Source organism: Serratia quinivorans, assembly GCF_052113645.1.
Classification (GTDB): Bacteria; Pseudomonadota; Gammaproteobacteria; order Enterobacterales; family Enterobacteriaceae; genus Serratia; species Serratia quinivorans_B.
Genome location: NZ_JBIEIU010000025.1, coordinates 22,360 through 42,179, shown reverse-complemented (window position 1 = coordinate 42,179; position 19,820 = coordinate 22,360). Strand labels below are relative to the sequence as shown.

At 57.3% G+C, this 19,820-nt stretch carries 20 protein-coding genes; 13 read left to right on the top strand and 7 right to left on the bottom strand.

What is annotated here, in order from left to right; genetic code table 11:
* Positions 1-46 precede the first annotated feature (46 nt).
* On the bottom strand, positions 47-367 hold the full coding sequence (gene cyaY, locus ACGS9J_RS25720; protein WP_442233444.1) for an iron donor protein CyaY: 321 nt from the start codon (positions 365-367) through the stop codon (positions 47-49).
* A 78-nt stretch (positions 368-445) separates the two neighbouring features.
* Between cyaY and lptM the strand changes: the two genes are divergently transcribed.
* The 6 genes from lptM (at position 446) to uvrD (ending at position 6,100) form a co-directional block, all read left to right on the top strand.
* Positions 446-652 carry an LPS translocon maturation chaperone LptM gene (lptM, locus tag ACGS9J_RS25715; protein ID WP_442233443.1) on the top strand — a complete coding sequence of 69 codons (207 nt, stop codon included), beginning with the start codon at positions 446-448 and terminating at the stop codon, positions 650-652.
* A gap of 58 nt (positions 653-710) precedes the next feature.
* Entirely contained in the window at positions 711-1,535 is an 825-nt protein-coding gene (gene dapF / locus ACGS9J_RS25710) for a diaminopimelate epimerase (RefSeq protein ID WP_442233442.1), read from the top strand.
* The gene (locus ACGS9J_RS25705) at positions 1,532-2,236 is read left to right on the top strand and encodes a DUF484 domain-containing protein (RefSeq protein ID WP_442233441.1); all 705 of its coding nucleotides are present in this window, start codon (positions 1,532-1,534) and stop codon (positions 2,234-2,236) included. The genes dapF and ACGS9J_RS25705 overlap by 4 nt, the downstream gene beginning before the upstream one ends.
* Positions 2,233-3,144 (top strand): tyrosine recombinase XerC, encoded by a 912-nt coding sequence (gene xerC, locus ACGS9J_RS25700; protein WP_442233440.1) that lies wholly within the window; start codon positions 2,233-2,235, stop codon positions 3,142-3,144. The genes ACGS9J_RS25705 and xerC overlap by 4 nt, the downstream gene beginning before the upstream one ends.
* Complete coding sequence (gene yigB / locus ACGS9J_RS25695; protein ID WP_442233439.1) at positions 3,144-3,860, top strand: 5-amino-6-(5-phospho-D-ribitylamino)uracil phosphatase YigB; 717 nt, start codon at positions 3,144-3,146, stop codon at positions 3,858-3,860. The genes xerC and yigB overlap by 1 nt, the downstream gene beginning before the upstream one ends.
* A 77-nt stretch (positions 3,861-3,937) precedes the next feature.
* Positions 3,938-6,100, top strand: a complete 2,163-nt coding sequence (gene uvrD, locus ACGS9J_RS25690) for a DNA helicase II (protein WP_442233438.1) — start codon at positions 3,938-3,940, stop codon at positions 6,098-6,100.
* Between the two features lie 122 nt (positions 6,101-6,222).
* Here the strand turns inward: uvrD and ACGS9J_RS25685 are convergent, their stop codons facing one another.
* The gene (locus ACGS9J_RS25685) at positions 6,223-6,702 is read right to left on the bottom strand and encodes a WbuC family cupin fold metalloprotein (protein ID WP_442233437.1); all 480 of its coding nucleotides are present in this window, start codon (positions 6,700-6,702) and stop codon (positions 6,223-6,225) included.
* 445 nt (positions 6,703-7,147) lie between these two features.
* Between ACGS9J_RS25685 and corA the strand changes: the two genes are divergently transcribed.
* Positions 7,148-8,098, top strand: coding sequence for a magnesium/cobalt transporter CorA (gene corA / locus ACGS9J_RS25680; protein WP_442233436.1), 951 nt, complete (start codon positions 7,148-7,150; stop codon positions 8,096-8,098).
* A gap of 111 nt (positions 8,099-8,209) precedes the next feature.
* Positions 8,210-9,268 (top strand): AbrB family transcriptional regulator, encoded by a 1,059-nt coding sequence (locus ACGS9J_RS25675; protein WP_442233435.1) that lies wholly within the window; start codon positions 8,210-8,212, stop codon positions 9,266-9,268.
* Between the two features lie 7 nt (positions 9,269-9,275).
* Here the strand turns inward: ACGS9J_RS25675 and rarD are convergent, their stop codons facing one another.
* Together rarD and ACGS9J_RS25665 are read right to left on the bottom strand one after the other, a co-directional pair.
* A complete protein-coding gene (rarD, locus tag ACGS9J_RS25670) occupies positions 9,276-10,163 on the bottom strand; it encodes an EamA family transporter RarD (protein WP_442233434.1) in 888 nt (295 codons plus the stop codon).
* 64 nt (positions 10,164-10,227) lie between these two features.
* Positions 10,228-10,698: a thioesterase family protein gene (locus ACGS9J_RS25665; protein WP_442233433.1), complete on the bottom strand. Its 471-nt coding sequence runs from the start codon at positions 10,696-10,698 to the stop codon at positions 10,228-10,230.
* A 201-nt stretch (positions 10,699-10,899) separates the two neighbouring features.
* Between ACGS9J_RS25665 and pldA the strand changes: the two genes are divergently transcribed.
* The 3 genes from pldA to rhtC are packed head-to-tail and all read left to right on the top strand — an operon-like array spanning position 10,900 to position 14,298.
* Positions 10,900-11,778, top strand: coding sequence for a phospholipase A (gene pldA / locus ACGS9J_RS25660; RefSeq protein ID WP_442233432.1), 879 nt, complete (start codon positions 10,900-10,902; stop codon positions 11,776-11,778).
* 48 nt (positions 11,779-11,826) lie between these two features.
* Positions 11,827-13,659 (top strand): ATP-dependent DNA helicase RecQ, encoded by a 1,833-nt coding sequence (recQ, locus tag ACGS9J_RS25655; RefSeq protein WP_020824780.1) that lies wholly within the window; start codon positions 11,827-11,829, stop codon positions 13,657-13,659.
* 12 nt (positions 13,660-13,671) lie between these two features.
* Positions 13,672-14,298 (top strand): threonine export protein RhtC, encoded by a 627-nt coding sequence (gene rhtC, locus ACGS9J_RS25650; RefSeq protein WP_442233431.1) that lies wholly within the window; start codon positions 13,672-13,674, stop codon positions 14,296-14,298.
* A 153-nt stretch (positions 14,299-14,451) separates the two neighbouring features.
* Here rhtC and rhtB read toward each other — a convergent pair whose 3' ends face one another.
* Positions 14,452-15,072 (bottom strand): homoserine/homoserine lactone efflux protein, encoded by a 621-nt coding sequence (gene rhtB, locus ACGS9J_RS25645; protein WP_442233430.1) that lies wholly within the window; start codon positions 15,070-15,072, stop codon positions 14,452-14,454.
* Positions 15,073-15,207: 135 nt separating this feature from the next.
* On the opposite strand from rhtB, the gene pldB reads away from it, so the two are divergent.
* Positions 15,208-16,245 carry a lysophospholipase L2 gene (pldB, locus tag ACGS9J_RS25640; protein WP_442233429.1) on the top strand — a complete coding sequence of 346 codons (1,038 nt, stop codon included), beginning with the start codon at positions 15,208-15,210 and terminating at the stop codon, positions 16,243-16,245.
* 11 nt (positions 16,246-16,256) lie between these two features.
* Entirely contained in the window at positions 16,257-17,057 is an 801-nt protein-coding gene (gene yigL, locus ACGS9J_RS25635; protein WP_442233428.1) for a sugar/pyridoxal phosphate phosphatase YigL, read from the top strand.
* Positions 17,058-17,232: 175 nt separating this feature from the next.
* On the opposite strand, the gene glpQ is transcribed toward yigL, so the two are convergent.
* Complete coding sequence (glpQ, locus tag ACGS9J_RS25630) at positions 17,233-18,312, bottom strand: glycerophosphodiester phosphodiesterase (protein ID WP_442233427.1); 1,080 nt, start codon at positions 18,310-18,312, stop codon at positions 17,233-17,235.
* Positions 18,313-18,399: 87 nt separating this feature from the next.
* A complete protein-coding gene (glpT, locus tag ACGS9J_RS25625) occupies positions 18,400-19,755 on the bottom strand; it encodes a glycerol-3-phosphate transporter (protein WP_037426293.1) in 1,356 nt (451 codons plus the stop codon).
* Positions 19,756-19,820 lie beyond the last annotated feature (65 nt).

Here is a 19,820-nt window from a genome sequence, read left to right as displayed (position 1 = left end):
CGTCAAGGTTCAGGATGCCGAACCTTGACGACCCATGCCGTTATGCTCAGGAAAACTCCACCTCTTCGCCGGCCTGCGCGCTGGCCGCTTCGCTCAATAACGGGTAGAAGGCGCGATCGCTGCGATCGCAGGTCCACACGCCATCACGGTAGTTAAAGTGGTAGCCGCCGGTTTTGGTTGCCAGCCAAATCTGATGCAACGGCTCCTGGCGATTGATCACAATTTTGGTGCCATTTTCGAAGCTTAACGTCATTACGCCGCCGTTAGTTTCGTAATCGATGTCCGCATCGCCGGCAAAATCGTCCAGTGTCTCTTCAATATTAAGCATCAGTTGGTCTGCCAACTGGTGAAACTCACTGTCGTTCATATTCAATTCCTATTGCTTTTCATGATCCACCTGCGATTATAGAGACCTTGGACGCATGAATTACAGGCATTAATGCAAATGAAAAAACAACTACGCTATGCGCTGATGGCAGTTCTGCTTGCCGGGCTCTCCGGCTGCGGTCTGAAAGGCCCGCTGTACTTCCCGCCAGCCGATCCGGCCAGCACGAAGAAACCGGCCACCCAGGTTCAGACCGGCGATCAGGTACAGAAAAATCAGCAGGATCTTTCTGGCTCTCAGCAAAAACCGTCGATGAGCGACCAGTAACACCTTGTTTGCGGCGGCGTGAGTCACCGCAAGCCCAAGACGGATAGCGGAGTATGATATGCAGTTCTCCAAAATGCACGGTCTGGGCAACGACTTTATGGTGGTCGATGCCGTTACACAGAATGTCTATTTTTCACCCGAGCTGATCCGCCGTTTGGCCGATCGGCATTTGGGCGTTGGCTTTGACCAACTGCTGGTGGTAGAACCGCCTTACGATCCGGAACTGGATTTCCATTACCGCATTTTTAACGCCGACGGCAGTGAAGTGGCGCAGTGCGGTAACGGTGCTCGCTGTTTTGCCCGCTTTGTGCGGCTGAAAGGCTTGACCAACAAGCGCGATATTCGCGTCAGCACCCAGACCGGGCGCATGGTGTTGAGCGTGACCGACGATGACCTGGTGTGCGTGAATATGGGGGAACCGAACTTCGATCCTCAGACCGTCCCTTTCCGCGCCACCAAAGAAGAAAAGACTTACATCATGCGAGCGGCGGAACATACGGTGCTGTGCGGCGTGGTGTCGATGGGCAATCCGCATTGTGTTTTACAGGTGGATGACGTAAAAACTGCCAAGGTGGAGTTGCTCGGGCCGGTGCTGGAAGGGCATGAGCGCTTCCCGGAGCGGGCCAATATCGGTTTTATGCAAGTTGTCAGTCGCGAGCACATCAAACTGCGCGTCTATGAGCGCGGCGCTGGCGAAACCCAGGCTTGCGGCAGTGGCGCTTGTGCGGCCGTGGCAGTGGGGATCCAACAGGAATTGCTGTCAGAAGAGGTGCATGTAGAACTGCCGGGTGGCAGCCTGCATATTCGCTGGAAAGGACCGGGCAGCCCGCTGTTTATGACTGGTCCGGCAACCCATGTATATGACGGATTTATTCATCTATGAAAAGCGTTGATGACCAGGCTGTCGCAGGCATTGAGCTTGATGACGACGCCGTAATGCAGTTTCTGCTGCAAAACCCGGATTTCTTTATCCGCAATGCGCGGCTGGTGGAACAGATGCGCGTTCCCCATCCCGTTCGCGGTACCGTATCGTTGGTTGAGTGGCATCTGGCCCGCCAGCGCAATCACATCAATCGGCTGGAAGAAGAAATCACCCTGTTGATGGAGCAGGCCAGCGCCAACGAAACGCTGTTTGCCAGCCTGTTGCATTTGCAGGCCAATCTGGCCACCGCGGACAGCCTGCAGGATATGCTCAACCGCCTGCAGCGTTGGGCGCGCGGTTTCGGTCTGGCCGGCGCCAATATCCGCCTGTTTTCCGAAAGCTGGAAAATCGGCGCGCCTTCCGATTTCACCCACCTTGCCCTGACGCGTTCTTCGTTTGAACCGCTGCGCATTCAGCGCCTGGGCGATCAGCAGCATTTCCTCGGCAGCCTGAATGGCCCCGAACTGCTGCTGTTGCTGCCGCAGGCCAAGCTGGTCGGTTCGGTAGCGCTGTCGATGCTGGGTGAGGACGGTGAACTGGGCATGGTGATTTTCAGCAGCCGCGATACGCAACATTATCAGCAGGGCATGGGCACGGTGATGCTCAACCAACTGGCGCGCATGCTGCCGGAATTGCTGGAACGCTGGGTCGAACGAGCATGATCCCGCTGGCGGCCAGCCTGCAACAGCCGGTGGACGCCTTCCTGCGCTATCTGAAGGTGGAACGCCAGCTCAGCCCCTTGACGCAGTTAAGCTATTCACGTCAATTACAGGCGCTGATGGCGCTGGCACAGGATATGGGCATCACGGAGTGGCCGTCGCTGGACGCCGCCAAAGTCCGCATGCTGGCGGCGCGCAGCAAACGTGCCGGCCTGCAATCTTCCAGCCTGGCGTTGCGTCTTTCGGCGTTACGCAGTTTTCTCGACTGGCAGGTCAGCCAGGGCATGCTGATCGCCAACCCCGCCAAAGGGATCCGAACCCCGCGCAGCGGCCGTCATCTGCCGAAAAACATCGACGTCGATGAAATGAATCAGTTGCTGGAGATCGATCTCAACGATCCGCTGGCGGTACGCGATCGCGCCATGCTTGAGGTGATGTACGGGGCTGGGCTGCGCCTGTCTGAACTGGTGGGGCTGGACTGTCGTCACGTCGATCTGGCCGCCGGTGAAATCTGGGTGTTGGGCAAGGGCAGCAAGGAACGCAAACTGCCGGTAGGCCGCACCGCCGTGACCTGGCTCGAACACTGGCTGGCGATGCGTGACCTGTTCGGGCCGACAGACGATGCGATGTTCCTGTCGAATCAGGGGAAACGCATCTCGACCCGCAACGTGCAAAAGCGTTTTGCCGAGTGGGGCGTCAAACAGGGCGTTAACAGTCATATCCACCCGCACAAGCTGCGCCATTCGTTTGCCACCCATATGCTGGAATCCAGCGGCGATCTGCGCGCGGTGCAGGAACTGCTTGGCCATGCCAACCTGACCACCACCCAAATCTATACCCACCTCGACTTTCAACATCTGGCGAACGTGTACGATGCCGCGCATCCACGCGCCAAACGGGGGAAATCCTGATGCACTTTTATCGTCCGCTACGCCCGCTGGCGGCACTGACCTTCGATCTGGACGACACGCTGTACGACAACCGTCCGGTGATCAAACAGACCGAATTGCAGTCGGTCGCTTTTCTGCAAAACTATCATCCTGGGTTGAATCACTTCCAGTCGGCGGATTTTCACCGCCTGCGGCAGGAGCTGCGCGAGCAGGATCCGGAGATTTATCACGACGTCACCCAGTGGCGCTGGCGAGCCATCCACCTGGCGCTGAGCCGTCAGGGGCTGCGCGATGCCCAAGCCGCTGAGGGGGCAGATGCGGCGATGCAAAATTTTGCGCTGTGGCGCAGCCGCATTGAAGTGCCTGAAGCCACCCACGCCACGTTAAAAGCGCTGGGCGAGCGTTTCCCGCTGGTGGCGATCACCAACGGCAATGCCGATCCTGCGCTGTGCGGACTGGACGGTTATTTTCAGTTTGTGTTGCGTTCCGGGCCGGATGGCCGCGCCAAACCCTATCAGGACATGTACCAACTGGCCGCCGAGCGGTTAGGGGTCGCTCCTGAACGCATTCTCCACGTCGGTGACGATTTAACCACCGACGTCGCCGGCGCATTGCGCTCCGGCCTGCAGGCCTGTTGGATCAACGACCGTCAGCGCAGCCTGATGCAGGCCGCCGATAGCCGGCTGCTGCCACATATTGAGATTTCGCAGTTGGCATCGCTGACAGCATTGTTATAATCCCTGCCAGAACTCTGTATAAATTCCCAGTGGAATCGCGTCGCTGACGCGCTTTCCCTTACCAATTAATGGTGCCTATGGACGTTTCCGATCTGCTCGACAGCCTGAATGAAAAACAACGCGAAGCCGTGGCGGCGCCACGTGGCAACCTGTTGGTACTGGCCGGCGCGGGCAGCGGTAAAACCCGGGTGCTGGTGCATCGCATCGCCTGGCTGCTGTCGGTAGAGAACTGCTCGCCGTATTCAATCATGGCCGTGACGTTCACCAACAAAGCGGCGGCGGAAATGCGCCACCGTATCGAACACCTGATCGGCACCAGTCAGGGCGGCATGTGGATCGGCACCTTCCATGGCCTGGCTCACCGGTTGCTGCGCGCCCACCATATGGACGCCAATCTGCCGCAGGACTTCCAAATCCTCGACAGCGACGACCAGTTCCGCCTGCTCAAACGCATCGTCAAAGCGTTGAATATCGACGAGAAACAATGGCCGCCGCGCCAGGCGATGTGGTACATCAACGGCAAAAAAGATGAGGGCCTGCGCCCGCAGCACGTTGAAACCTACAACAATCCGGTGGAAGCGACCTGGCTGCGTATCTACCAGGCCTATCAGGAAGCCTGCGATCGCGCGGGGCTGGTGGACTTTGCCGAGCTGTTGCTGCGTGCCCATGAACTGTGGCTGAATAAACCGCATATCCTCAATCATTACCGTGAACGTTTTACCAACGTACTGGTGGATGAGTTTCAGGATACCAACAGCATTCAATATGCCTGGATCCGCCTGCTGGCCGGCAATAACAGCAACGTGATGATCGTGGGTGACGATGACCAGTCGATTTATGGCTGGCGCGGTGCCCAGGTGGAGAATATCCAGCGTTTCCTGAAGGACTTCCCCGGTGCGCAGAGCGTCCTTCTGGAACAAAATTACCGTTCGACCAGCAATATTCTGAAGGCAGCCAACACCCTGATCGCCAACAACGGCGGGCGCATGGGCAAAAATCTGTGGACCGAAGGAGGCGATGGCGAACCCATCTCTATCTACTGCGCGTTCAACGAACTCGATGAGTCGCGCTTTGTGGTCGGCCGCATCAAAGCCTGGCAGGAAAATGGCGGCGCGCTGAATGACTGCGCCATTCTTTACCGTAGCAACGCCCAGTCGCGCGTGCTGGAAGAGGCGCTGTTGCAAACGGCGATGCCATACCGCATCTACGGTGGGCAACGCTTCTTCGAACGTCAGGAAATCAAGGATGCACTGGCCTATCTGCGGCTGATCGCCAACCGGAATGACGACGCTGCGTTCGAACGTGTCGTGAATACCCCGACGCGAGGCATTGGCGACCGGACACTGGATGAAGTGCGCCGTACGGCACGCGATCGCCAATTGACCCTGTGGCAGGCCACCCGCGCCTTGCTGCAAGACAAAGTGCTGGCCGGGCGTGCGGCGTCTGCATTGCAGCGCTTTACCGAACTGGTGGATTCGCTGGCACATGAAACCGCCGATATGCCGTTGCATGTCCAGACTGACCGGGTGATCCGCGACTCGGGGCTGTTCATTATGTATGAGCAGGAAAAAGGCGAAAAAGGTCAGGCACGTATCGAAAACCTTGAGGAACTGGTGACGGCAACCCGCCAATACAGCTATCAGGATGAAGATCAGGATCTGATGCCACTGCAGGCATTTTTGTCGCATGCCGCGCTGGAAGCGGGTGAAGGGCAGGCCGATGCCTATCAGGATGCGGTGCAATTGATGACCCTGCACTCGGCCAAGGGGCTGGAGTTCCCGCTGGTGTTTATCGTCGGTATGGAAGAGGGGATGTTCCCGAGCCAGATGTCGCTGGATGAAGGCGGGCGGTTGGAGGAAGAGCGTCGTCTGGCCTACGTTGGCCTGACGCGTGCGATGCAGAAACTGACGCTCACCTATGCCGAAACGCGCCGTTTGTACGGCAAAGAAGTTTACCATCGGCCTTCGCGCTTTATCGGCGAGCTACCGGAAGAGTGCGTGGAAGAAGTACGGTTGCGTGCCAGCGTATCGCGGCCGGTAAGCCATCGTCGTATGGGCACGCCGATCAGTGAAAACGACACCGGCTACAAGCTGGGTCAGCGAGTACGGCACGCTAAGTTTGGCGAAGGTACCATCGTCAACCTGGAAGGCAGCGGCGAACACAGCCGGCTGCAAATTGCGTTTCCGGGGGAAGGCATCAAGTGGCTGGTCGCGGCCTATGCCAAACTGGAGACAGTGTAAGGCGTAGTCAATCGTTAGCGGTATATACCCAAAATAATTGGAGTTGCAGCCAGGCGGCAAGTCCGCTCCCTCCAGGAAGTAAGTGACTGGAGGGAGTGGGCGCAGTCAACAACGCTGCAGCTTCAAGTATGAAGGGGATAGTGGTCGCCAATCTGCGCGGTGGCATACCACCGCATCACCGCCTCGGTTCCCTCACCGCCTTCCGGTGGCGCCCAGTGCATGCAATCGTCCTCCGACAGCGCCTGATATGGCCCCTGTTTGACTTCGAACACCACGCCACCCGGATCGACCGACAGCACGGCGTGCCAGGTAAACGCCGGCATCTCCAGCACTTTGGTTTCTTCGCCGAGCAAGGTGCGTTGGGTGACTACGCCATCCTCGTTAAACTGCAATACCACAAAACGGCCGCGCAACGGTGTCAGCAGCTCCCAGGTTTGCGGATGACGGTGCGGTCGGATATAGGTGCCAGGCTCCATGGCAATCGCCAGTCGCTGCACCGGATCGCTCAACTCGTCGTGTAACGTGCGGTGCGCGCGCAGGCGTGCCACTTTAGCGGCCTGCTCACTCATGGCGGTCAGGTCGTGGGCGGTAATCTGTTTCATCGTTAAAGTCCGCAAGCTTATCGTGGCTTCATATTAGCAATATTCACGGACGCGGTCAGAGATCCCCGCGACTTTTTCGTTACCCTTTATCGCGGATTAAACCGATTTTGTCCCGTGGGTTATGGCGATGAATTGTTGCGCAATTATCGTTCCTAACCGGTTGACAGACTTTTTCTTCTCGGCGTAACATGCGCGCACTATTATCAATGAGGACATACGCCTTGGACACACCCAGTAGATACTGGCTCACTGACCTGGACAACAACAGGTACAACTTCTAAGGCTATCCCATCGAGCTGATAGCCTTCGTGGTTGTCGGCGACCTCTTATGTGTCGCTACGAGTCAGATCCTTCATGGTCTGAAACAAGCTGGTGATGCAACACCCCTCTGTTTCTGTGCTTCCACGCGTTGTTTACCCCTGTCACCCTAAGGGAGTTTTAGCACATGCTGAGCGCGTTTAAATTAGATAACTGCCGCCTGTCCCGTCTGGAGTTGGATGACTCCGATGATCTCACCACCTCGTTGTGGGTTGATCTGGTCGAGCCGGAAGAAGGTGAGCGTGAGCGCGTGCAAAGCGAGCTGGGCCAAAGCCTGGCGACACGCCCGGAGCTGGATGATATCGAAGCCTCCGCGCGTTTCTTCGAAGACGAAGACGGTCTGCATATTCACTCCTTTTTCTATTTTGAAGATGCGGAAGACCATGCCGGTAACTCCACCGTGGCTTTCACCATTCGCGACGGCCGCCTGTATACCCTGCGTGAGCGCGAGCTGCCGGCGTTTCGCCTGTACCGCATGCGCGCCCGTAACCTGACGATGGTTGACGGCAACGCCTATGAGCTGTTGCTGGATCTGTTCGAAACCAAGATTGAGCAGTTGGCGGACGAAATCGAAAACGTCTACAGCGATCTGGAAAAGCTCAGTAGGGTGATCATGGAAGGCCATCAGGGCGATGAATACGACGAAGCGCTGTCGACGCTGGCCGAACTGGAAGATATCGGCTGGAAAGTGCGGCTGTGCCTGATGGATACCCAACGTGCGCTGAATTTCCTGGTGCGCAAGGCGCGGTTGCCGACCGGTCAGTTGGAACAGGCGCGTGAAGTGCTGCGCGACATCGAATCCCTGCTGCCGCACAACGAATCGCTGTTCCAGAAGGTGAACTTCCTGATGCAGGCGGCGATGGGCTTTATCAATATCGAACAGAACCGCATCATCAAGATCTTCTCGGTGGTCTCGGTGGTGTTCCTGCCGCCTACGCTGGTGGCCTCCAGCTACGGGATGAACTTTGAGTTTATGCCGGAGCTGAAGTGGTCGTTCGGCTATCCGGGCGCCATCAGCCTGATGATCCTGGCGGGGTTGGCCCCGTATCTGTACTTCAAACGCAAAAACTGGTTGTAAGCCGACGGGCGAAACTGTTCGCCCGATATTTCTGTCGCTGACCAACGCTTAGCCTGCTAAATAGAGGTAGAATGCCTCTTTGGCTTATCTGTCCGTAAGGCATGCGTTTTGATGGAGAGGTTTCCCCGCTTGATCCAATGGTCAATCCTGCTACTGGCTTCGCTGGTGCTGGGGTTTGGCCTGCAAACATTCCATATTCCCGCTGCGCTGTTGCTGGGGCCGATGATTGTCGGCGTGGCCATGGGGCTGCTGGGTGCCACGGTGCGCATTCCCGGTTACCTGTTTATCGCCGCACAGGCGGTGCTGGGCTGCATGATCGCGCAAAGCCTCTCTCCTGCCATTCTCACACCGCTACTCGATGACTGGCCGTTGGTGCTGTTGGTGCTGTTCGCCACGCTGCTGGCCAGTGGTGTTTCCGGCTGGTGCCTGGTGCGTTACAGCAGCCTGCCCGGGCCGACCGGTGCCTGGGGCTCATCACCCGGCGGCGCCTCGGCGATGGTGGCGATGGCCGGGGATTTTGGTGCCGACGTGCGGCTGGTGGCGTTTATGCAATACCTGCGGGTGTTGTTTGTCGCCACCGCGGCCGCGATGGTGGCGCGCATTGGGCTGGGTGATGAAGCCGGTCACGGCACTGCAATGCTGGAATGGTTCCCGTCGCTGGATTGGCGTTTCCCGGCGACGCTGGGCGTTGCCATTGTCGGTGCCTGGCTGGGCCCCCGGCTGCGTATTCCCTCCGGCGCGCTGCTGCTGCCGATGATCATCGGCGCGGCGCTGCACTCCAGCGGTACCATGGCGTTACAGGTGCCGGAATGGCTGTTGGCGCTGGCTTATACCCTGATTGGCTGGAGCGTCGGGCTGCGTTTCACCCGGCCGATCTTTTTGTTGGCGTTGCGCACTCTGCCGCAGATGGTGGTGTCGATCGTCGCCCTGATGCTGTTTTGCGGCCTGCTGGCGTGGATGCTGACGCGCTTCCTGCCGGTGGATTTAATGACCGCCTATCTGGCAACCAGCCCGGGTGGGTTGGATACCGTGGCGATCATCGCCGCCGGCAGCCGGGTAGACATGTCTTTTGTGATGGCGATGCAGACGCTGCGCCTGTTCACCATCTTGCTGACCGGCCCGGCGATGGCGCGATTCATTTCTAACCGCGCCACACCGGCCTCAACTTAGCTCCGTATCAACGCAGTTTGCGTTGGGTATAGAGCGCGTCGAGGATAAACAGCAGCAGCGCCGCCCAGATAAAGCCAAAGGTCACCAGCTTGTCCTGGCCGACGGTCTCACCGTAGAAAGTTACGGCCAGCAGGAACATCAGCGTGGGGCCGAGGTACTGGAAGAAGCCGAGTGTCGACAGGCGCAGGCGGGTGGCTGCGGCGGTAAAGAACAGCAGCGGTATGGTGGTGACGATGCCGGCCGCGACCAGCAGCAGGTTCAGTGACCCAGGGTTGGCACTGAGGTGGCTGGTCGGGCTGTCGGCGAACAGGAACAGATACGCCGCCGCCACCGGCAGCAGCCACAGGGTTTCGATCAGCATGCCGGTTTGTGCGTCAATGGCGATCTTTTTGCGCAGCAGGCCGTAGAACGCGAAGCTAAAGGCCAGCCCCAGGCCGATAATCGGCAGCGAACCGAACTGCCAAAGCTGGATCAGCACGCCGGCGAAGGCCAGAACTACCGCGATCCACTGCATACGGCGGAAGCGTTCGCCGAGGAACAACATCCCCAGCAGCACGTTCACCAGCGGGTTAATGAAATAACCCAGACTGGCCTCCAGCATATGGTGGTTATTCACCGCCCAGATAAACAGCAGCCAGTTACCGCCGATCAACACCGCGGTCACCGCCAGCAATAACAGCCGTTTGCGGTTGTGGCAGGCGGCGCGCACCTGCGACCAGTTACGGCCGAGCGTGATCAATGCCAGCATAAAGAAGAATGACCAGATGACCCTGTGGGTGAGGATTTCATCCGCGGGCACCTGTTGGATCAGTTTGAAATAAGCCGGAGCGATGCCCCAAATAAAATAGGCGGCCAGCGCAAAGAAGATGCCTTGCCGCGTTTGCTGTGCGTCCATGACGTTACTCGGATGGGAAAAACGGAGATGCGGTGAGTGTACTGAAGACCCTCACCGCATACAATCACCCGACCAGATAGGTCGCGGTGGCGCTGGCGATATGCAGGCCATCGTGGTTATGCAGTTCAACGCGGGCGACCGCGACTTTGTTGCCGCTGCGCAATACGCTGGCGGCAGCGACGAAGTGATCGCCACGGCCCGGACGCAAATAATCAACGCGCAGATCGATGGTGCCCATGCGCGACAGGCGGGTGGCGATTTCTTCTTCGAGCAGCGGATCCAGGCGCATCAGCACGCTACCGGCGCAGGCCAACCCGGCGGCGACGTCCAGCACTGAGGCGATCACGCCGCCGTGCAAGATCTTCTGGGCGGCATTGCCCACCAGCTTGGGTTGGTTGGTGAAAGTCAGTTCCACGTAGTCGTCATCAAAGCGGCGCAGCTCAAGGCCCAGTTCGCGATTAAACGGCATGTGATAAACAAAGATTTCGCCAATCTTCTGGCGTGCGGCTGCTAGTGTCAGTGGTGTGGTAGACATAATTATCCATTCTTGTTCTGTGTCGTAGGGAAAGCTAACTGGTCAGTCCAGGTTAACGGTTTGTTGATATTATGCCTATATTTTGTTGCTTTCCAGACTAATCCAATAAATACACGCCGTGCTGCTGTAAAACTCCCTTTGTGTGTAAAATGGCCTGTTTTTATTTCAGAGTTTGTCATTTTTGTTGGGGTGAGGAACGTTATGCGCATTTTGTCAGGGCTCGTTTTGGCCACGTTGGCGGCGGCGCCGCTGGTTCAGGCGGAAGAAGCCAAAGAGCAGCAAATTCATGATAAACCGGCAGTACGCGGCAGCATTATCGCCAACATGCTGCAGGATCACGACAATCCCTTTACGCTGTACCCGTATGAAACCAACTACGTGTTGTACACCGATACCAGCAACATCAACAAAGAGGCCATCCAGTCCTATAACTGGGCCGATAATGCCCGCAAGGACGAGGTCAAGTTCCAGCTCAGCCTGGCATTCCCGCTGTGGCGCGGTATTGCCGGCGACAACTCGGTGCTGGGTGCGTCTTATACTCAGCGTTCCTGGTGGCAGCTTTCCAACCACAGTGAGTCATCGCCGTTCCGTGAGACCAACTACGAACCGCAGGTGTTCCTCGGTTGGGCGACCGATTACAGCTTCGCCGGTTGGACGTTGCGCGATGTTGAAGTGGGCCTCAATCACCAGTCCAATGGCCGCTCTGATCCCACCTCGCGCAGTTGGAACCGCGGTTACGCACGCTTTATGGCGCAAAACGGCAACTGGCAGGTGGATCTCAAGCCCTGGTTCCGTTTCTCGGAAAGCAGCAGCAGCGACGATAACCCGGATATCACCAAATACATGGGTTACTACCGCCTGAAAGTCGGTTATGCCTGGGGTGACAGCGTGTTCAGCGTCGACAGCCACTACAACTGGAACAGCGGCTACGGCGGCGCAGAACTGGGCTGGAGTTACCCGATCAGCAAACACGTGCGTTTCTACACTCAGGTGTTCAGCGGTTACGGCGAATCCTTGATTGATTACAACTTCCGGCAGACACGGGTTGGCGTTGGTGTCATGCTTAACGATATTATGTAATCCGGCCGTCATACAGGCGGCGCATCGCCACAAAAAATGGGGAAGTGTGTGTCAACCGCAGCAGTGATAAACAAAGAGTTGCTGGCAGAGCAGGTATTACGCGATACCTTCGGCTATCAGCAATTCCGTCCGGGTCAACAAACGATTATCAACACGGCGATCGGCGGGCAGGATTGCCTGGTGGTCATGCCGACCGGCGGCGGTAAATCGTTATGTTACCAAATCCCGGCGCTGGTGATGGATGGCCTGACGTTAGTGGTTTCCCCGCTGATCTCGTTGATGAAAGATCAGGTCGATCAGCTGTTGGCCTATGGCGTCTCCGCCGCCTGCTATAACTCGACGCAAACGCGTGAGCAGCAGCTAGAGGTGATGGCGGGCTGCCGCAGCGGCCAGATCAAAATGCTGTACATCGCCCCCGAGCGGTTGATGATGGACAGCTTCCTCGATCTGCTCGACCACTGTCCACCGGCTTTGCTGGCGGTAGACGAGGCGCACTGCATTTCGCAGTGGGGCCACGATTTCCGTCCTGAATACCGTGCATTGGGGCAGTTGAAGCAACGCTTCCCCGCCATGCCGGTCATCGCCCTGACGGCCACCGCCGATGAGTCCACCCGTGGCGACATTGTGCGTTTGCTGGCGTTGCAAGATCCGCTGGTGCAGGTCAGCAGCTTTGACCGACCTAACATCCGTTACACGCTGGTGGAGAAGTTTAAACCTCTCGATCAACTGTGGCGCTTCGTGCAGGACCAACGCGGCAAAAGCGGCATTATCTACTGCAACAGCCGCGCCAAGGTGGAAGACACTACCGCGCGCCTGCAAAGCCGCGGACTGAGCGTGGGGGCCTATCACGCCGGGTTGGACAACGATCGCCGCGCCCAGGTGCAGGAAGCGTTCCAGCGTGACGATTTGCAGGTGGTGGTGGCGACCGTCGCCTTCGGTATGGGCATCAACAAACCCAACGTGCGCTTTGTGGTGCACTTTGATATTCCGCGCAATATCGAATCTTATTATCAGGAAACTGGTCGCGCCGGGCGTGATGGCCTGCCGGCCGAAGCGATCTTGCTGTATGACCCGGCCGATATGGCCTGGCTGCGCCGCTGCCTGGAAGAAAAGCCTGCCGGGCAACAGTTGGACATCGAGCGTCATAAGCTGAACGCCATGGGCGCATTTGCCGAAGCGCAAACCTGCCGCCGTCTGGTGCTGCTCAACTATTTTGGTGAGGGTAAACATCAGAACTGCGGCAACTGCGATATCTGCCTGGATCCGCCCAAGCGCTATGACGGGCTGGAAGATGCGCGCAAGGCTCTGTCTTGCGTGTATCGCGTCGGCCAACGTTTCGGGCTGGGGTACATTGTCGAAGTGTTGCGCGGCTCGAATAACCAGCGTATCCGCGAATACGGCCATGAAAAGTTGCCGGTGTACGGCATTGGCCGCGACCAAACCACCGAACACTGGACCAGCGTGCTGCGTCAGCTGATCCACCTGGGCTTTATCACCCAGAACATTGCCATGCACTCGGCGCTGCAACTGACCGAGGCGGCACGCCCGGTGTTGCGCGGCGAGCTGGAGCTGCAATTGGCGGTACCGCGTATTCAGAGCCTGAAGTCGCGTGGCAGTGCTAACCAGAAATCCTATGGCGGCAATTACGACCGCAAACTGTTCGCTAAACTGCGCAAGCTGCGAAAGTCGATTGCCGACGAAGAAAATATTCCGCCTTACGTGGTGTTTAACGATGCTACGCTGCTGGAAATGGCGGAGCAGATGCCCATCAAGGCCGGCGATCTGTTAAGCGTTAACGGCGTTGGGCAGCGTAAGCTGGAGCGTTTTGGCGCCCCGTTTATGGCGATGATCCGCGACCATCTCGATAATGACGAAGATTAAGGGCAGTAAATCATGCTGATGTTATTTCTGACCGTGGCGCTGGTGCACCTGATTGCGCTGATGAGCCCGGGGCCGGACTTCTTTTTTGTTTCGCAAACCGCCGCCAGCCGTTCACGCCGTGAGGCGATGATGGGGGTGGTGGGCATCTCGCTGGGCATCGTCGTTTGGGCGGGCGTGGCGCTGATGGGCTTGCACCTGATCCTGCAAAAAATGGCCTGGCTGCATCAGGTTATCATGGTGGGTGGTGGGATTTACCTGTGCTGGATGGGCTGGCAACTGCTGCGTTCCGCGCGTTCCCAGAATGCGCAATCTGCGCCTTCGCCGGAAGTGAAGGTAGCCCTGCCGAAGCCGGGACGCAGCTTTATTCGCGGCTTTTTGACCAACCTGTCAAACCCAAAGGCGGTTATCTATTTCGGCAGCGTGTTCTCACTGTTTGTGGGTGATGACGTCGGCGCCGGTGCGCGCTGGGGGCTTTTCCTGCTGATCATTGCCGAGACTTTTGTCTGGTTCAGCTTAGTGGCGGTGGTGTTTGCTCTGCCGGCAATGCGTCGGGGTTATCAACGCCTGGCGAAGTGGATCGACGGGTTGGCGGGCGTATTGTTCACCGGTTTCGGTTTGCACCTGATCTTTACCCGTTAATTATTTAGGCAGCAGGCGCTAAAGGTTTTGAAAAGAAATCAGGAAAATCAATTTATTGATTTTCGGCTGATCACACAAAGGGGGAAAAACCACGCTTTTATCCCCCTTTGTCAATAATCTGAGGGCCGAACAGCGATGTTCGGCCCTTTTGCATCAGGCTTTTCGGGCCGTAGCCAGCAGCCCTGCGACCAGGATGAACAGCGAGCCGAAGATGCGGTTCAGCAGTTGCATTTGGCGTGGGGTCTTCAGCCAACCGGCAATACGGGTCGCCAGGGTGGCGTAGCCAATCATGACGATGATATCCACCACCACCGTGGTGACACCGAGCACCAGGTACTGTTCGGTCTGCGGCTGGTTGGGCAAAATAAACTGCGGGAACAGCGCAGCCAGGAACACGATGCTTTTCGGGTTGGTCAGATTCACCAGGATGGCCCGGCGGAACAGGCGGCGACGCGGCATAGTCCCCGCCAGCGTATGCAGATCCAGCGAACCGGCGGCGCGCCACTGCTGAATGCCGAGCCACACCAGATAGGCGGCGCCCAGCCATTTCAGCAATTCAAACGCCATCAGCGACTGCGAAACCAGTGCCCCCAGGCCAATGCCCACCAGCACGATATGCAGGCTCAGCCCGACCTGCAGGCCGGTGATCGATGCCGCCGCGCCGCGATAACCGTGGCTGATGCCGGTGCTCATGGTGTTAATCGCCCCGGAACCGGGGGACAGGCTGAGGATAAGGGTTGTCAGCAGGTAGGTTAACCACCAGTCCAAAGTCATTGCAGTGCTCCCGGAAAGCGCCAATTTGTGCCAAAATGATTCGGTTTTTGTAAGAATTGAATCACAATACGCTAGTATTATTTCTTGTGCCAGCGGTCACATTTATACCGCTGGCGGCTCAGGGAAAAGCATTTGATGACGTCGTTTACTCTCAGCACCGATGACTGGTTAACGCGTGAAACGCAGTTTGCTGCTTTCGCCACCGGACCGCTGCTGGATTTTTGGCGGCTGCGTGAGGAAGGTGAGTTCAGCGGTGTCGGCGGTGTGCCCATCCGCTTCGTGCGGTTCAGCTCCGCGCGTCATCGGCGGGTGGTAGTGATCAGCCCCGGCCGAATCGAAAGTTACGTTAAATATCCTGAAGTTGCCTACGATCTGTTCCAGTGCGGATACGATGTGATGATCCTGGATCACCGCGGGCAAGGCCGTTCCGGCCGTTTACTGGCAGATACGCACCGCGGTCATGTGATAAACTTCGCCGATTACGTCGACGATTTCACCCGGTTTTATCAGCAGGAAGTCGCGCCACGCGGTTACCGGCAACGCTTTGCGTTGGCGCACTCGATGGGCGGCGCGATCCTGGCGCAGTTCCTGGCTCGTCAGCCACAGGCCTTTGACGCCGCCGCGTTTTGTGCGCCGATGTTCGGCATTTATTTACCGATGCCGGGTTGGATGGCGAACCGTATCCTTAACTGGGCGGAGAAGTACCCGGCGGTGCGCGATTACTATGCGATAGGCACCGGGCAGTGGCGGCCTCTGCCGTACGTGGTCAACGTATTGACCCACAGCCGTGAGCGTTATCGGCGCTGCTTGCGTTATTACGCCGATTATCCCGAGCTGCAGGTGGGCGGGCCAACTTACCATTGGGTGCGGGAAAGTCTTCAGGCCGGGCGGGATATCATCGCTCAGGCGGCTAATATCACCACGCCGCTATTATTATTGCAGGCCGGTGAGGATCGGGTGGTCGACAACCGTGCTCATCAGGCTTTTTGTCAGGCATTGTCAGAAGCGGGGCACCCTTGTGAAGGGGAAAAACCGCAGGTTATCGAAGGCGCACGGCATGAGATCCTGTTTGAGCGGGACGCGATGCGCGCCGAAGCATTGAACGCAATCCTGCATTTCTTTGCTCAACACTTAGGTGGTATCCCTACCGCCGACCACTCCATCAGAGGTTAGAACATACCGCTATGTATCACGTCGTCGCTTCCGATTTAGATGGCACGCTGCTATCACCTGACCACACTCTGTCCCCTTACGCCAAAGAGACCTTGAAGCTGCTGACGCAGCGTGGCGTACATTTCGTCTTTGCTACCGGACGTCACCATATCGACGTTGCGCAGATCCGCGATAACCTCGACATCAGCGCCTTTATGATCACCTCTAACGGCGCTCGCGTGCACAACACCGACGGCGAGCTGATTTTCAGCCATAACCTGGCCGAAGACATTGCCCGCGATCTTTACGGCATGCTGTATAATGACGCGGATATCACCACCAACGTCTACCGTAACGACGACTGGTACATCAACCGCGAAAGCCCTGAGCAGAAAGAGTTCTTCCAGGAATCCATCTTCCAGTACCAACTGTTCGAGCCGGGCCTGCTGGAAACCGACGGCGTGTGCAAGGTGTACTTCACCTGCGACGATCACGAAAAGCTGTTGCCGCTGGAAGATGCCATCAATGCACGCTGGGGCGATCGGGTTAACGTTAGCTTCTCGTTCCCAACCTGTCTGGAAGTGATGGCGGGCGGTGTGTCAAAAGGGCATGCGCTGGAAGAGGTGGCCAAGATCATCGGTTATACGCTGAAAGAATGCATTGCCTTCGGCGACGGCATGAATGATCTGGAAATGCTGTCGATGGCCGGCAAAGGCTGCATCATGCGCGACGCGCACCAGCGTCTGAAAGACAAGCTGCCGGAACTGGAAGTGATTGGCTCCAACGTCGACGACGCAGTACCGCATTACCTGCGCAAGATGTTCCTGGGCTGAAATGAACAGGGCGCCTTGAGGCGCCCTGAATTCGAGAACAACGTTGAGATTAAGCCCGAGATACCCGGGCCTAGCGCACCGAGGGGCGCTCCGGCAGCTAAAGCTGCTACGACCCCATCGGCACGCTCTCCCTAATAACGAACTTTATTCGTCATCTGGGAGAGGTTGATCTTTACTACTTGTGCTGGCCCTGCTTTTGCAGGAACTGCACACCCTTGTCAGGGAAGTCGGTGAACAAGCCGTCCACGCCCGCCTGGTTGTAAATCACGTCATACAGCTGATTCACGTCGGTCACGTAGTCTGGCAGCGCGTCGGCGCGGATGGTGAACGGGTGAACCGCCAGTTTGTTGGCATGTGCTTCTTTCACCATGTCGGTCAGTACCACTTTGCCCGGCTTGGATTTTTCCGCCACTACCAGCATGTGGTAGTCCGGCCCGATGCCGTCGGCGTACTGGGCGATCTGCTTCATCGCGCCCGGCTTGAACATCCAGTCATAGTCGTACTCCACCCACTTGCCGTCGGCCTTCTGCTCGTAGGTTTCCTGCCATTTGTTGTAGGCGATCAGTTGGATCAGCTTCAGATCCATGCCCATCTTCGGTTCCAGCTCGGTTTTAATCCGCTTCAGCTCGTTGGCGTCGAAGCATTGCAGATAAACGTTATCACCCTTGCCGGTGTAGCCGTACTGCTTCAGCACCGCCAGCACCTTGCTTGAGATGTCTTTGCCTTCCTGCTTATGGAACCACGGCGCTTTGATTTCCGGATAAATACCGATGTTTTTACCGGTTGAGTGGTTCAACCCCTGCACAAACTCGATCTCTTCCTGGAAGGTATGGACGCGGAAGTCAGATTTGCCCATCGGGAAACGGCCCGGGTAACCCTGTACCTTTTTACCGTTTTCGATCTCAAAGCCTTCGGTGAACTTCAGCGATTTGATTTCAGGCAGCGTAAAGTCGATGGCGTAATAACGGCCGTCTTTGCGTGCGCGGTCCGGGAAACGTTCGGCTACGTCGGTGACGCGATCGAGATAATGGTCATGCAACACCACCAGCTCGTTGTCCTTGGTCATCACCAGATCCTGCTCGAGGAAGTCCGCACCCTGCGCATAGGCCATGGCCTTTGCCGGCAGCGTATGTTCCGGCAGATAACCGCTGGCGCCACGGTGGGCGATCACCACCTTGTCGGCGGCATGTGCGGCACTGACCATTGAAGTGGCCAGGATAATCCCTGTCAGCAGGGCTTTGACTTGAGTCCGCATTCTGTTGTTCTCCATATAGTAGGGGCAGGGGTAGTAAAAAGGCCGGTGATTAACCGGCCTTTAAATAATGCGAAAGTTGTATGACGCTTAACCGCGTTTGTTGGCAGCGATTTCCGCGTGGTGTTTTTTCTCGCTCATCATGGTCAGCAACAGCAGCACGACAGCCCCGATGCTACCGCCAATCATCACCATAAAGCCGCCGTCCCAACCGAAGTAGTCAACGGTGTAGCCGACGATGGCGCTGGCCGCAACGGAACCGCCCAGGTAGCCGAACAGACCGGTGAAGCCTGCGGCGGTACCGGCCGCTTTCTTCGGCGCCAGCTCCAGTGCGTGCAGGCCGATCAGCATGACCGGGCCGTAAATCAGGAAGCCGATGGTGATCATACAGGCCATATCGATGCCAGGGTTACCGACCGGGTTCAGCCAGTAAACCACGGTAGCGATGGTCACCAGCGTCATGAAGAACACGCCAGTGGCGCCGCGGTTGCCCTTGAACACCTTGTCCGACATCCAGCCGCACAGCAGGGTGCCCGGGATACCGGCATATTCGTACAGGAAGTAGGCCCAGGAAGACTTGTCCAGCGCGAAGTGTTTCACTTCTTTCAGGTAGGTCGGTGACCAGTCCAGAATGCCGTAACGCAGCAGGTAAACGAACACGTTGGCCACGGCGATGTACCACAGCAGTTTGTTCGGCAGAATGTATTGCATGAAGATTTGCTTGGCTGTCAGCTCTTCTTCCGCTTTATCGCTGTAGTCGTCCGGGTAATCGTTTTTGTATTCTTCAATCGGCGGCAGACCGCAAGATTGCGGGGTATCACGCATCAGCGCAAAGGCGATCAGGGCCACCAGAATGGCGCCGAAGGCCGGCATGTACAGCGCAGCGTGCCAGTCGTTGAACCAGGCCATGCCCAGCAAGAACAGCAACGGTGGCAGACCGCCACCTACGTTATGGGCGCAGTTCCAGACCGAAACGATACCGCCACGCTCTTTCTGCGACCACCAGTGCACCATGGTGCGGCCACAAGGCGGCCAGCCCATGCCCTGGAACCAACCGCACAGGAACAGCAGCACGAACATGACCGCGATGCTCGATGTCGCCCATGGAACGAAGCCCATAAACAGCATGACCGCAGCAGCCAAAATCAGGCCGGCGGGCAGGAACACGCGTGGGTTGGAGCGGTCAGAAACCGACCCCATGATAAATTTGGAGAAACCGTAGGCGATGGAAATACCGGAAAGCGCGAAACCGAGGTCACCGCGGCTGAAGCCCTGGTCAATCAGGTAAGGCATGGCCAGGGTGAAGTTCTTGCGCACCAGGTAGTAGGCGGCATAACCGAAGAAAATCCCCATAAATATTTGCCAGCGCAATTTACGATACAGCGGGTCGACTTTGTCGACCGGCACACGTGAAATGTGTGCTGCCGGCTTAAAAATACTCAACATGAGCGCCTCCGATGGCTTTATCTAGTTATCACATCAATATGATCTTTTACGTTCATTTGATGATT

Excerpts from the sequence above, each read along its gene's own strand:
- glpT (WP_037426293.1), bottom strand. The coding sequence starts at position 19,755 with ATGTTGAGTATTTTTAAGCCGGCAGCACACATTTCACGTGTGCCGGTC.
- pldA (WP_442233432.1), top strand. The coding sequence starts at position 10,900 with ATGCGCATTTTGTCAGGGCTCGTTTTGGCCACGTTGGCGGCGGCGCCG.
- xerC (WP_442233440.1), top strand. The coding sequence starts at position 2,233 with ATGATCCCGCTGGCGGCCAGCCTGCAACAGCCGGTGGACGCCTTCCTG.
- glpQ (WP_442233427.1), bottom strand. The coding sequence starts at position 18,312 with ATGCGGACTCAAGTCAAAGCCCTGCTGACAGGGATTATCCTGGCCACT.
- pldB (WP_442233429.1), top strand. The coding sequence starts at position 15,208 with ATGACGTCGTTTACTCTCAGCACCGATGACTGGTTAACGCGTGAAACG.
- ACGS9J_RS25685 (WP_442233437.1), bottom strand. The coding sequence starts at position 6,702 with ATGAAACAGATTACCGCCCACGACCTGACCGCCATGAGTGAGCAGGCC.
- ACGS9J_RS25705 (WP_442233441.1), top strand. The coding sequence starts at position 1,532 with ATGAAAAGCGTTGATGACCAGGCTGTCGCAGGCATTGAGCTTGATGAC.
- lptM (WP_442233443.1), top strand. The coding sequence starts at position 446 with ATGAAAAAACAACTACGCTATGCGCTGATGGCAGTTCTGCTTGCCGGG.
- rhtB (WP_442233430.1), bottom strand. The coding sequence starts at position 15,072 with ATGACTTTGGACTGGTGGTTAACCTACCTGCTGACAACCCTTATCCTC.
- uvrD (WP_442233438.1), top strand. The coding sequence starts at position 3,938 with ATGGACGTTTCCGATCTGCTCGACAGCCTGAATGAAAAACAACGCGAA.
- yigB (WP_442233439.1), top strand. The coding sequence starts at position 3,144 with ATGCACTTTTATCGTCCGCTACGCCCGCTGGCGGCACTGACCTTCGAT.
- yigL (WP_442233428.1), top strand. The coding sequence starts at position 16,257 with ATGTATCACGTCGTCGCTTCCGATTTAGATGGCACGCTGCTATCACCT.
- corA (WP_442233436.1), top strand. The coding sequence starts at position 7,148 with ATGCTGAGCGCGTTTAAATTAGATAACTGCCGCCTGTCCCGTCTGGAG.
- rhtC (WP_442233431.1), top strand. The coding sequence starts at position 13,672 with ATGCTGATGTTATTTCTGACCGTGGCGCTGGTGCACCTGATTGCGCTG.
- ACGS9J_RS25665 (WP_442233433.1), bottom strand. The coding sequence starts at position 10,698 with ATGTCTACCACACCACTGACACTAGCAGCCGCACGCCAGAAGATTGGC.
- dapF (WP_442233442.1), top strand. The coding sequence starts at position 711 with ATGCAGTTCTCCAAAATGCACGGTCTGGGCAACGACTTTATGGTGGTC.
- rarD (WP_442233434.1), bottom strand. The coding sequence starts at position 10,163 with ATGGACGCACAGCAAACGCGGCAAGGCATCTTCTTTGCGCTGGCCGCC.
- ACGS9J_RS25675 (WP_442233435.1), top strand. The coding sequence starts at position 8,210 with ATGGAGAGGTTTCCCCGCTTGATCCAATGGTCAATCCTGCTACTGGCT.
- cyaY (WP_442233444.1), bottom strand. The coding sequence starts at position 367 with ATGAACGACAGTGAGTTTCACCAGTTGGCAGACCAACTGATGCTTAAT.